Raw genomic sequence first — 12,294 nt, forward strand, 5'->3', positions numbered from 1 at the left:
ATGAACGAGCCAATCAGCATCTCCCGTCCCGGCGCCACCCCCCGCCTCGTTGTGAGCGTGGGGCCTGTTGCACACGGCGGGCACTGCGTTGCCCGACATGACGGCCGCGTCATTTTTGTTCGCCATGCCATCCCTGGGGAAACAGTGGAAATTTCTCTCACGGAGCACGAGGACGACGCCAAGTTCTGGCGTGCCGATGTCACTGGCGTCGTGGAAGCATCCCCAGAGCGTGTGGAGCATTTCTGGGACGAAGCTGATTCGCTGAAGACGGCAACCCGCCACACAGCACCAGTGGGCGGCGCCGAATTTGGGCACATAACTCGCGCTGGCCAACTTAAAATGAAGACCGCGGTTGTCCGCGAGCAGCTTGAACGCTTAGGCGGGGTGCCCGCGCAGAGACTTGATGCCCTCTTTGGTGCCGGAGTTGAAGACGTTGATCAGAAGGGCACACAGTCAGAGCGGGCCGGACTTGATTGGCGCACCCGTGTTGGCTTTGCCGTGACGCCATCAGGAAAGCTGGGCATGCACGCCCACCGCTCGCACACCATCGTGCCCATCCAGGAAATGCCCCTCGCAGTGCCGGCTGTGAATGCGCTGCGCCTGTGGGAGATCGACTTCACGGGTATTGAGCGTGTGGAAGTTGCGGCTCCTGCAAACAACTCGGGTGTTTTGGTTCTCTTGGCACCCGTTTTTGGTCTGAGCGATAAAGCCTCCGGTGCCGCAGTTAAACGCGTGGCCCGTGTTCTGGCAGCGCTGGAAACACCGCCGTCGGTGGCGCGCTGGAATCCTGAAAACAGTGCCATAGAGGTGATCAACGGCCGCGGTTGGGTCAAAGAGACTACTGATGACCATGAATTCCGGGTTACCGGTGATGGCTTCTGGCAGATCCACCGCAACGCCCCAAAAGTTTTGACCGACGCAGTCCTGGGCGCACTTTTGCAAGGCGGTCATCTGAACGATGGCGCTGACGTGGCGGATCTCTACGCAGGGGCCGGGCTGTTCACAGCACCGCTGGCTGATGCTGTAGGCCCCGAAGGCAGTGTCCTGTCGGTGGAAGGTTCCATGGGAACCAGCCGTGACGCGCGCAAGAACCTGCATGCAAGCGAGCAGGTTGAAATCCTGCAAGGGCGGGTGGAAAAAATTCTTGGCACCGCCTCTCGCTCCTCTCAAACCGCAGCCGGACAGCGGCGCCGCTTTAACGCCGTCGTGCTTGATCCGCCCCGAGCGGGAGCAGGAAAAGCTGTAGTGCGGGCGCTGGTGGCCACATCGCCGTCGGCCATTGCTTACGTATCCTGCGACCCGGCAGCGTTCGCCAGAGACGTGAAGTACTTCGCCAACGCCGGCTGGCAGATTGAAAAATTGCGTGCCTTTGACCTGTACCCGCACACGCACCATGTGGAAACGGTAGCCATCCTCGTTCCGGGCACGCCAACACCCGCTGCGGAAGCATCCAGCACGGACTAGGAATGCCCTTGAATCAGAGTGCAGCACAGGTCCGCCCACCCAGACGTGATTTGACCCGCAACAAACCCAAAGGCACAGTGCTGGCCGAGCGGCGCGATGACCATCGCCGCTCGGCCATGGAATCCGCACGGGCCAAGCTGGCACCGGTGGATGAGGTGGCCCTGGAACGCTCGGGCCTAAGTGCAGCGCAGGTGCACGAGCGTCGCACAGCAGAACTGACCAATGCCTTGGCGCATGAAAGCAGTCGCAGCATTTGGGCCATTGTCCGGGCAAACGTATTCACGCTCTTCAACACTGTGCTGGGTACTTGTCTGGTGCTTGTGCTTGTGGTTGGTGACCCCCGGGATGCGTTGTTTGGTTTCATTGTGATCGCCAACTCCGCCATTGGTGTGATTCAGGAGTACCGGGCAAAACGAACTCTTGACAGGCTTGCGGTGCTCAATACGCCCAAAGCCCGGGTGCTCCGTGATGGACACGAGTGCGAAATTGCCGTTGCCGACGTTGTACAAGATGATGTCTTGCTGCTGCGCACCGGAGACCAAGTCCCGGCTGATGCCATGGTGTTGGCCTCCGATGCGTTGGAAGTTGATGAGTCCTTGCTGACGGGGGAGTCTGAGCCCGTGGTAAAAGTGCCAGCGGATCTGGCCTTGTCCGGGGCGGCCGTGGTGGCTGGCTATGGCACCGCGAGGGTGCACCGGGTGGGTGCTGAATCTTATGCTTCGGCGCTCACGGCGGAAGCCCGGCGTTTCTCTCTGGTGAATTCAGAGATCCGCAACTCAATTAACCGCATCATTTTGTACATTGCATGGGCGTTGATACCGATCATTGTGTTGGTGATCAATGGCCAGATGAGCGCTCATGGCGGCTGGGCGGCAGCCATCGCTTCGGGGCAGTGGCGCGTTGCAGTGGTTAGCGCCGTGGCCAGCATCGTCGCCATGATCCCCGAAGGCTTGGTACTGCTCACGAGCATCTCGTTTGGGATGGCGGCTGTCACCTTGGCCCGAGCTCAGGTGCTGGTACAGGAATTACCCGCAGTGGAGGGACTTGCCCGCGTTGACATGTTTTGCCTGGATAAGACCGGGACGCTTACCGAAGGCCGGATGGAACTGGCTGAGACAACAGTGTTTGATCCCGTTGCCGGCTGGGAGCAGGTCCTGGCCTGGCAAGGAGCCCACCCCAATGCCAACAGTACGGCCACAGCCCTGGCGGCTCACTACACCCAGAGACCCACAGAGGAACCAACAGGGCAAGTTCACTTCAGCAGTGCCCGCAAATTCAGTGCTGCCACGTTTGGCCCAGGCGCGCTCACCGGTGAATGGGTTCTGGGTGCCCCCGAAGTAGTTCTGGCGGCAGGAACCCACCCTGAGGCGTTGGAAGCCGCACATGAGGCGTCAGGGGGCGGCCTGCGAGCTGTGGTACTGGCACACAGGGCAACACAAAGTGATGGCGACTTTTCCCTTGCGGGCCTCAGCTCGGTGGCGCTTCTCGTGTTTCGAGAAAAGGTGCGCCCCGATGCGGGCGAGACGTTGGAGTTCTTCCGCGAGCAGGGTGTGGCACTGAAAATTATTTCTGGTGACAACCCGCGCACTGTGGCTGCGGTGGCTAGGGATGTGGGCTTCGATTTCAGCGGTGATGGATATGACGCACGCACTCTGCCTGACGATCCTGAGGCCATGGCCGAGGTTCTTGAGCGAGAAAGTGTGTTGGGCCGGGTTTCTCCAGAGCAAAAGAAAGCCATTGTCCTTGCCTTGCAAAGTCGTGGCCACGTTGTTGCCATGACAGGCGACGGCGTCAATGATGCTCTTGCCCTCAAGCATGCCGACATTGGCATCGCCATGGGCAGCGGCGCGGCGGCCACCAAGGCTGTCTCGCGACTTGTCCTACTTGATGGCCAGTTCTCGCACCTACCCTCGGTGGTAGCCGAGGGGCGCCGTGTTATTGCCAATGTTGAGCGCGTGGCAAATTTATTCCTCACTAAAACCACCTATGCGATTCTCATTTCCATCGCCATTGGGATCATCATGTGGCGCTACCCGTTCCTGCCTCGACAGCTCTCCATTGTGAGCTCCATGACAATCGGCATCCCCGCGTTTTTCTTGGCTTTGTTACCCAATGCCCGCCGCTATCAACCTGGATTCTTACGTAGAACTTTAATGTTCGCGATCCCCTCCGGTACCATCATTGCGGCCTGCATCATGGCGGTTTATTCCTATGCTATGGCCTTCCCGACAAACCCGTTGGGTGAAGAATTCGCAGTTCGTGAAGCACAAACCGCTGCGACTATGACAGTGCTGCTGGTGGCACTGTGGGTGCTTGGAGCTTTGGCTCGGCCCTTCGATAAATGGCGTGCGCTGCTGGTTGCCGCCATGGTCGCAGGTCTGTCATTAGTGATGGCGGTACCGTTCGCCCGCAAGTTCTTTGCGCTCGATATCCCAAGCGGAGGCCTGTTAGCGGTTACTATAGGCGTAACTGTCGCAGGGTGCTTGGCGATCGAGCTGCTTTACCGTTTTCTCAAAAAACGGGGCGCAGTATCCGAACGCGAGTAAGGCGTGCCTAACTGGAATCCGTGTCCCTGCGTGACCAAGATAAAAGCAGTGGCGAGAGGAGTCCATCGATGACTAATGTGGACAGTTTTGGTTCCAAGGGCGTACTTAATGTAGCCGGAACCGATTACGAGATTTTCCGACTGAACTCGGTAGAAGGCGCCAAGAGCCTTCCGTTCAGCCTCAAGGTATTGCTGGAGAACCTTCTGCGCACCGAAGATGGTGCAAATATTACAGCCGACCACGTGCGAGCGTTGGCACAATGGGATCCGACGTCGGAGCCCAACACTGAAATTCAGTTCACCCCGGCCCGTGTCATCATGCAGGACTTCACTGGAGTTCCCTGCATCGTTGACTTGGCCACCATGCGTGAGGCCGTCAAGGAACTCGGTGGGGATCCCACCCGCGTTAACCCCTTGGCTCCCGCCGAGATGGTCATTGACCACTCAGTGCAGATTGACGTCTTTGGCAACTCAGGGGCCATTGAGCGCAACATGGACATCGAATACCAGCGCAACCATGAGCGTTACCAGTTCCTGCGGTGGGGCCAGAGCGCTTTTGAGGACTTCAAAGTTGTCCCCCCGGGCATGGGAATTGTGCACCAGGTCAACATTGAGTACCTGGCACGCACCGTTATGACCCGTGAGGTCTCCGTTAACGGGGAAGCGCCGGTGCTGCGCGCCTACCCCGACACCCTTGTCGGCACCGACTCGCATACCACTATGGTCAATGGCCTGGGTGTGCTTGGCTGGGGCGTTGGCGGCATCGAGGCAGAAGCAGCCATGCTTGGCCAGCCCGTCTCCATGTTGATCCCACGCGTTGTGGGCTTCAAGCTGACAGGTACCATCCCGGCAGGGGCCACAGCAACAGACGTTGTTCTGACCATCACCGAGCAGTTGCGCAAGCACGGCGTTGTTGGCAAGTTCGTTGAGTTCTACGGCGAAGGTGTTGCCGGTGTGCCCCTGGCTAACCGTGCAACCATCGGTAACATGAGCCCGGAGTTCGGCTCCACGGCGGCCATGTTCCCGATCGATGACGTCACTATTGATTACTTGCGCTTGACAGGTCGCAGTGACGAGCAGGTTGCACTAGTTGAGGCTTATGCCAAGGAGCAGGGCCTCTGGCACGATCCGTCAGTTGAGATTCAGTTCTCCGAGTACCTCGAGCTGGACCTCTCCACAGTGGTTCCCTCGATCTCCGGTCCTAAGCGTCCGCAGGACCGCATTGAACTGACCAACGCCAAGTCACAGTTCCGCTCTGACCTGAAGAACTACGTTGCCGGTGATGTTGATGCGGCAGGTAACACGATTGACGAGTCGCTAGAAGAGACCTTCCCGGCCTCGGACGCCCCGTCCTTCACACACCCGGGTGGGCATCAGGAAGACACTGATCGCACGCTGGTATCCGCTGCTGCGGGCGCCAAGGGCCGTCACTCAAACCCAATTCACGTCAAAAATGAATCAGGGGTCAATTTTGAGCTTGACCACGGTGCAGTGTCGATCGCCTCGATCACTTCTTGCACCAACACCTCCAACCCTTCGGTGATGCTCGCTGCGGCCGTTTTGGCCCGCAACGCTGTCAACAAAGGCCTGATGTCCAAGCCGTGGGTAAAGACTTCTGTAGCTCCAGGATCGAAAGTTGTCACGGACTACTACGAAAAGTCCGGTCTGGTACCGTACCTTGAGAAGCTCGGTTTCTTCACCGTTGGATACGGTTGCGCCACCTGTATCGGCAACTCCGGTCCGTTGGACTCCGAAATCTCAGCGGCCATCGCCGAGAACGACCTTTCCGTTGCCGCTGTTCTTTCCGGAAACCGTAACTTTGAAGGCCGTATTAACCCGGACGTGAAGATGAACTACTTGGCGTCACCGCCATTGGTCATCGCCTACGCCCTGGCTGGCACCATGGACTTCGACTTCGAAGTAGACGCTCTGGGCCAGGACGATGCAGGCAATGACGTGTTCCTGAAGGACATCTGGCCCAACCCGGTTGAGGTCCAGGAAGTCATGGATGCCTCGATTGACCGTGAGATGTTCACGAACTCCTATGCAACCATCTTCGATGGCGACGATCGCTGGAAGGCACTGGAAACCCCTGAGGGCAACACCTTCGAATGGGATCCCAAATCCACCTACGTTCGCAAGCCCCCATACTTTGATGGTATGAAGGCTGCGGCTGATCCTGTGGAGAACATCGCCGGTGCGCGCGTACTGCTCAAACTCGGCGATTCCGTCACCACCGACCACATCAGCCCCGCTGGATCCTTTAAGTCGGACACCCCGGCCGGACAGTACCTTCTGGCCAACGGTGTGGAGCGTAAAGACTTCAACTCCTACGGTTCACGCCGTGGAAACCACGAGGTCATGATTCGCGGCACCTTCGCGAACATCCGTATCCGCAACCAGCTCCTGGACAACGTTGAAGGTGGATTCACCCGCGACTTCTCCCAGGAGGGCGGACCGCAGGCATTCGTCTACGACGCTTCCGTAAACTACGAGGCTGCCGGCACACCGCTCGTGGTCTTGGCAGGCAAAGAATATGGTTCAGGCTCCTCACGTGACTGGGCTGCCAAGGGCACCGCACTGCTGGGTGTTAAAGCTGTTGTTGCCGAGAGCTATGAGCGCATCCACCGCTCCAACCTCATCGGAATGGGCGTTCTTCCGCTGCAGTACCCAGCGGGTCAAAATGCGGAGACCTTGGGCTTAAAAGGCACCGAGACGTTCTCTGTTGACGGAGTCATCGAGCTGAACAACGGCACCACGCCCAAGACCCTCAAGGTCACGGCAGTTGCGCAAGACGGCACCACCGTGAGCTTCGATGCCGTTTTGCGCATCGATACCCCCGGTGAAGCAGACTACTACCGCAACGGTGGCATCCTGCAGTACGTGCTGCGCCAGATCTCAGCAGCCTCGTAATCCCCAAGCCCTCCCCAGTCCAAGCCGCTGGCGCGTCTTGAACTTGGGGCCCGCGGGCTTGTGGGCCCAGCTGTTCTAAGAGCGGCGTTGGGGGCCGTCAAGGTCCTCCCCAGTCCAAGCCGCTGGCGCGTCTTGAACTCGGGGCCCGCGGGCTTGTGGGCCGTCAAGCCCTCTCTTCGGGGCAGGGATTGGTGAGAAAGCCGTAAGGCGAGCACTCGAAAAACCGGGTGCTCGCCTTTCAGCTTTAATGTGCCTTCTGGCCCGGTTTGCGCTGTTTCGGACCACGTTCGGGACCTAAGAGCCGAAATAGCGTCAATAAAGTCCGGCAAAAATGCTCGGTCTGCGCGCGTCTGCACACTGGACGCGATATCCTTAGACGTTGAACGTGGACCCAAGGAGGTACCAGTTGGGACTTTTAGAAACCATTAAGCATCCGCGTGACCTGAGTAAGCTCAGTGAAACCCAGATGGAAACCCTTGCCCAGGAAGTCCGAGACTTCCTGATCGAGAACGTGTCCCAAACAGGGGGACATCTAGGACCAAATCTGGGTGTTGTGGAGCTCACGTTGGCGATCCATAGAGTTTTCGACTCGCCCCGTGACAGCATCGTTTTTGACACCGGCCATCAGTCCTATGTGCATAAACTTGTCACCGGCCGCCAAGATTTCTCCACTCTGCGCCAGCAAGGTGGCCTCTCCGGCTACCCAGATCGAGCTGAATCTGAGCATGACATTGTTGAAAGCTCGCACGCATCTTCCTCCCTTTCCTGGGCCGACGGCATAGCCCGGGCCCGTCAGCTTAACGGTGAAAACGACCGCTATGTAGTGGCTGTTATTGGTGACGGCGCTCTAACCGGTGGTATGACCTGGGAAGCAATCAACAACATAGCTGCCGATAAGAATCGCAAGCTGATTATTGTTGTCAACGACAACGGTCGCTCCTACGCACCCACTGTGGGCGGAGTAGCCGACTATTTGGCTTCGCTGCGTCCAGCGATCGATCATGTGCGGACCCACAAAAAATATGAAGCCTCCATGTCGTGGGGAAAAAAACGACTGCAGGACGGCAATGCCGCAGGCCGGTTAGTGTACAAGAGCTTGCATGCAGCCAAAGAAGGTGTCAAAGACTGGTGGGCCCCGCAGGGTCTTTTTGATGATCTGGGAATGAAATATGTTGGCCCTGTTGACGGTCACGATGAGAAGGCCATGGAAGCTGCTCTGACGGCTGCGAAGAACTATGGCGGTCCTGTGATTGTCCATGCTTTCACTGAGAAAGGACGGGGCTACGCGCCCGCCCGCGCGGACATCAATGACCAGTTTCATGCCGTGGGAGTTATTAATCCCGAGACCGGCGCATCTGTTGAAGCGCCTAGCGGTGAGTCCTGGACAGCAGTGTTTGGGGATGAGATCGCCAAAATTGCTCAGGAGAGATCTGACATCGTGGCAGTCACCGGTGCCATGCTTCTTCCCGTGGGGCTAGCCAAATTTGCTGAACAGTTTCCGGACCGTGTCATTGACGTAGGCATAGCCGAACAACATGCGCTGACGATGGCCGCAGGTATGGCCTTCGGTGGTCTGCATCCTGTAATCGCCATTTACGCGACCTTCCTCAACCGGGCCTTCGATCAGCTCTTGATGGATGTGGCCCTGCATAAAGCAGGGGTCACTATCGTTTTGGACCGGGCAGGTGTGACTGGTCCTGACGGTGCAAGCCACCACGGTATGTGGGATCTTTCAATGCTTCAAATTGTTCCCGGCCTGCACCTTGCAGCCCCACGCGATGCTGAGCGGCTACGCGAGGAACTGCGTGAAGCAGTCGTAATCTCTGATGCCCCAACGGTTGTGCGCTATTCCAAAGGCAAAGTGGGCCCGGAGGTTGTAGCTCTCGAACGGCTCCGCGACGGTGTAGACGTCCTGAAACGAACGCACCATGACATGCCAAGTGCAGGTACGGACCCGCAAATGGACGTGCTTATTGTCAGCGTGGGTGCCATGAGTGAGCTCTGCCTTGAAGTGGCTCAACGCATCGGCGATCAAGGCATCACCTCCACTGTTGTTGACCCTCGGTGGGTGTTGCCGGTACCGCATTCAATCGTGGCCTTGGCATCCCAGCACCGGATTGTCATTGTGGTTGAAGATGGCGTGCGTGTAGGTGGGGTTGGCTCACGTATCCGCCAAGAACTTCGTGCCGCTGGCATTGATACGGCGCTGAATGAGGTTGGACTGCCGGTGGAATTCCTGGACCATGGCTCTCGCGCCCAGGTACTGGAGCGGGTTGGTTTGACAGCTCAGCGTGTGGCTCAGGATGTAGTTGATCAGGTCCTGGGAACGAAGGTTCCCTTTGCCCGTTCGCTGCCAGGGCAGCCGGCTCCGCGCACGGGGCAGATGCCTGTTCTGTGATGTTTGTGAGTGAAACTCTCCCTGGGCTAGTGGCCCAATCACGAGATATGCCGGTCCCGGGAGACATTATTGTTGCCAGGAACCGGAAATACGACGGTTCCGCCCACTGGGTCGTGCCAGGGCATCATTTGGGCTCCGACGAGCACGGGCACTGGGTTTTTCAAGGAACTGGTGAGTTCATTTCCAGGCCAGGAGCGGCGCTTTATACCGAGTCGGATGCCATTTTACTGATACCGCACACTGGTGACTGGGTTGCCACCTTTTTTGATGATTCCCACCCTGCCGGAGTGGAACTCTACATAGATTTGGCAGTGGAAATGGGGTGGCATCGCATCCGGGACGGTGTTGTAGAATTCCACATGATCGATATGGATCTTGACGTCATCCGAACCAGGGACCGCGGACTTTATATTGACGATCAAGATGAATTTGCCGATCATCGCGTGACCCTGGCGTATCCAGAGGAGCTGTGTCTACGCGTAGAGACAGCTTGTTCTGCGTTACGCACGGCTGTAGCGGCTGGAAACGCACCATTCGACGGCCGCGCTGCGGCCTGGTTCGCCGTAGGAAGGACATCGCCATGAATGGCACAGAACAAAGCATGACAGAGCCAAGCATGACAGAGCAGGGCAATCAAACCGTATTGGCCGGGCTAGATCCGAACATTGTGCGCATGTACAAGAAGGACGACGCCGGTATACTTGTTTTCCGTGAAGCCTGGGTTGATGCCGGAGGAAACGATGACGGTGAGATTGCTAACGATGCAGCTGAAGTATCCGAAGTGTTTTTTGTGGTTAACCACGGCACTGTGGGGCACATCAGTACGTCCAAGGATGTTCTCGTGAAGTCGGTGGAGGAAGCCGAGGCGATGCTCGCCGCATTTGCTGCACAATGTGAAGAGGACGGCTACGCACTGCTTAGCCGTGAGGAACAAACGCTCGTGGTAGCCCAGTTCGCTTTGAAGAGCGATCGTGTCTCTGATCGCGATAAACATTTGGCTAAGCGAGTTAAGGACACCTTGACTCCGCACTTGGCCTGGCGTGGCAGTGGTGTGCTGGAAAAAATAGAATTTACTGCTGCAGGGCACGGGCTCGGTAAGCTAAATATCTACATAGCGGCCCCCGATGCTGCCCGAGCGGTTGCCAACATCAAAGTGTGCATCCGTGAGGAAAAGCTTGACTTCACGAAGTTAACGGTGGCAACAGGCCCTATTGATGATCCCAGCGCTCTGCGGGCCAAACACAGCGCCACGGGTGGGACAGCATTTAGCCTCTAGCCCCCGATCAACGCTCGCTCACTTCACGTCCCCTTTCTTCCGGCGCTCGCGCACTTCACGTCCCCTTTCTTCCGGCGCTCGCTCACTAAACGGTGAGCGAGCGTCATCGAGCTAAGGGAGGGCTGGTGGGGCAGAGCTGTGGCATTGGCTATTGTTGAAGTATGACGCAGAACCACATTGAATACCGCCAGTTGGGCCGTTCCGGATTAACAGTCTCCACCGTAGGCCTAGGCTGTAATAACTTGGGCCGGGCGGGGTCGGTGACGGAAACGCAGGAGGGCAGTGACGCCGTCGTCCATGCAGCGTTGGAGGAAGGGATCACATTATTTGATGTTGCTGATATTTACGGATCGCATCCCGGACAAAGCGAGAGCATCCTAGCCAAATCTTTGGGTAGTGAGCGGGAAAATATTGTGCTCGCCACCAAGTTTGGTCTGCCTGCCGGTAATGCCAACGGTGTGGATTGGGACCGTCGCGGCTCCAGAAAATATATTAAACAGGCGCTCGAGGCATCTTTGCGACGGTTGAATACCGACTACATTGACCTCTACTATTACCATTCCCCGGATACGTACACGCCCATCGATGAGACTCTGGCGGCCTTGGATGATCTGGTGCAGGCAGGCAAAGTCCTGTACCTGGGGCATTCAAATATGGCCGGATGGCAGATTGCAGAGGCAGAATTCACGGCCAGGATATCCGGTGGGAACCGTTTCACGGCCAGCCAAAACCACTACAACCTGATGGACCGCCGAGCCGAGCTGGAGGTTCTCCCCGCAGCTGACGCGTTCGGTCTGGGCGTGATCCCCTATTTTCCGTTGGCAAACGGGATGCTCACAGGTAAATACAGTTCGGGTCAAGCACCCCAGGGGAGTCGGCTCACCTACACCCGCCAACATATGCTCTCCGGCGCGGACCTCCAACAGCTGAAGGATTTTGGCACCTTTGCAGCTGAACGCGGATTGACTGAAGTACAAGTGGCTTTCAGCTGGCTAGCGGCACAGCCGGCGGTTTCCAGCGTGATTGCAGGCGCCACGAAAGCAGAGCAGGTGCGTGAGAACGCTAAGGCGGCGTCCTGGAAACCCAGTGCCGAAGATCTCGTCGAGTTGGATAAGATCTTTCCGAAAACCTCGAAAGTAGCACTCTTCTGAAGCCACGCTGCTAAAGAGAAACTGTGATCCACTCACCGTCTATGGCTGCTGCATAGCGCGGCAGTGGCTCTTTGGCTGGACCAGACTGTACCGTTCCGTCGCTGCCGTTGAACACTGTGCCGTGGCACGGACATTTGAAGTTTTCTCCATCAGGGGACACCTTGCAGCCTGCATGGGTACAGATGTCGGTGTACGCCAAGACGGTGGTTTCATCGGAACGAAATAGCATGACCTCAACGTCGTTGGCCGTGCCTGCTGCTGTGCCACCCACAGGGAGCTCGGAGAGCTTGCCAACTTGATATGGGGTTCCAGTGCTGGGTATTTCAGCTGGGCCTTTCCCCTTGTCGCGCAGATTGTTGGCGGACGGAGCACACCCTGCCAGAGCAAGTGCGCATGCTGTACCAGAGGCTGCCGTGCCCGCGAGAAGTGCTGCGCGGCGGGATAGTGAAGGATCTATGCTCATGAGAATATTATCTCAGCAGTGGCAGTAGGAAAGCGAAACGTGCACTGCAGCCTGGTGTTCCAAGGCTGCAGTGCACCAGTGCGC

The 12,294-nt window shown here is 57.6% G+C and carries 8 protein-coding genes; 7 read left to right on the forward strand and 1 reads right to left on the reverse strand.

Annotated elements, in window-relative coordinates:
• The 7 genes from AAFM46_RS06570 to AAFM46_RS06600 all read left to right on the forward strand — a co-directional run bounded on the left by AAFM46_RS06570 (position 1) and on the right by AAFM46_RS06600 (position 11,747).
• Complete coding sequence (locus AAFM46_RS06570) at positions 1 to 1,464, forward strand: TRAM domain-containing protein (protein ID WP_283531503.1); 1,464 nt, start codon at positions 1 to 3, stop codon at positions 1,462 to 1,464.
• 8 nt (positions 1,465 to 1,472) lie between these two features.
• Positions 1,473 to 4,010 (forward strand): HAD-IC family P-type ATPase, encoded by a 2,538-nt coding sequence (locus AAFM46_RS06575; protein WP_343320091.1) that lies wholly within the window; start codon positions 1,473 to 1,475, stop codon positions 4,008 to 4,010.
• A gap of 68 nt (positions 4,011 to 4,078) precedes the next feature.
• Positions 4,079 to 6,922, forward strand: a complete 2,844-nt coding sequence (locus tag AAFM46_RS06580) for an aconitate hydratase (protein WP_343320092.1) — start codon at positions 4,079 to 4,081, stop codon at positions 6,920 to 6,922.
• 406 nt (positions 6,923 to 7,328) lie between these two features.
• On the forward strand, positions 7,329 to 9,320 hold the full coding sequence (gene dxs / locus AAFM46_RS06585; RefSeq protein ID WP_283531500.1) for a 1-deoxy-D-xylulose-5-phosphate synthase: 1,992 nt from the start codon (positions 7,329 to 7,331) through the stop codon (positions 9,318 to 9,320).
• Positions 9,320 to 9,904 carry a DUF402 domain-containing protein gene (locus tag AAFM46_RS06590; RefSeq protein WP_343320396.1) on the forward strand — a complete coding sequence of 195 codons (585 nt, stop codon included), beginning with the start codon at positions 9,320 to 9,322 and terminating at the stop codon, positions 9,902 to 9,904. The genes dxs and AAFM46_RS06590 overlap by 1 nt, the downstream gene beginning before the upstream one ends.
• Complete coding sequence (locus AAFM46_RS06595; RefSeq protein ID WP_343320093.1) at positions 9,901 to 10,596, forward strand: hypothetical protein; 696 nt, start codon at positions 9,901 to 9,903, stop codon at positions 10,594 to 10,596. Before AAFM46_RS06590 ends, AAFM46_RS06595 begins: the two co-directional genes overlap by 4 nt.
• A 161-nt stretch (positions 10,597 to 10,757) precedes the next feature.
• Positions 10,758 to 11,747 carry an aldo/keto reductase gene (locus tag AAFM46_RS06600; protein WP_283531499.1) on the forward strand — a complete coding sequence of 330 codons (990 nt, stop codon included), beginning with the start codon at positions 10,758 to 10,760 and terminating at the stop codon, positions 11,745 to 11,747.
• Between the two features lie 10 nt (positions 11,748 to 11,757).
• On the opposite strand, the gene AAFM46_RS06605 is transcribed toward AAFM46_RS06600, so the two are convergent.
• A complete protein-coding gene (locus AAFM46_RS06605; RefSeq protein ID WP_283531498.1) occupies positions 11,758 to 12,210 on the reverse strand; it encodes a Rieske (2Fe-2S) protein in 453 nt (150 codons plus the stop codon).
• Positions 12,211 to 12,294 lie beyond the last annotated feature (84 nt).

This window comes from Arthrobacter sp. TMP15, from assembly GCF_039529835.1.
In the GTDB taxonomy this organism is placed as follows: domain Bacteria; phylum Actinomycetota; class Actinomycetes; order Actinomycetales; family Micrococcaceae; genus Specibacter.

Bases quoted from the DNA above. Each gene is read 5' to 3' on its own strand.
- AAFM46_RS06570 (WP_283531503.1), top strand. From the start codon at position 1: ATGAACGAGCCAATCAGCATCTCCCGTCCCGGCGCCACCCCCCGCCTC.
- AAFM46_RS06580 (WP_343320092.1), top strand. From the start codon at position 4,079: ATGACTAATGTGGACAGTTTTGGTTCCAAGGGCGTACTTAATGTAGCC.
- AAFM46_RS06590 (WP_343320396.1), top strand. From the start codon at position 9,320: ATGTTTGTGAGTGAAACTCTCCCTGGGCTAGTGGCCCAATCACGAGAT.
- AAFM46_RS06595 (WP_343320093.1), top strand. From the start codon at position 9,901: ATGAATGGCACAGAACAAAGCATGACAGAGCCAAGCATGACAGAGCAG.
- AAFM46_RS06600 (WP_283531499.1), top strand. From the start codon at position 10,758: ATGACGCAGAACCACATTGAATACCGCCAGTTGGGCCGTTCCGGATTA.
- AAFM46_RS06605 (WP_283531498.1), bottom strand. From the start codon at position 12,210: ATGAGCATAGATCCTTCACTATCCCGCCGCGCAGCACTTCTCGCGGGC.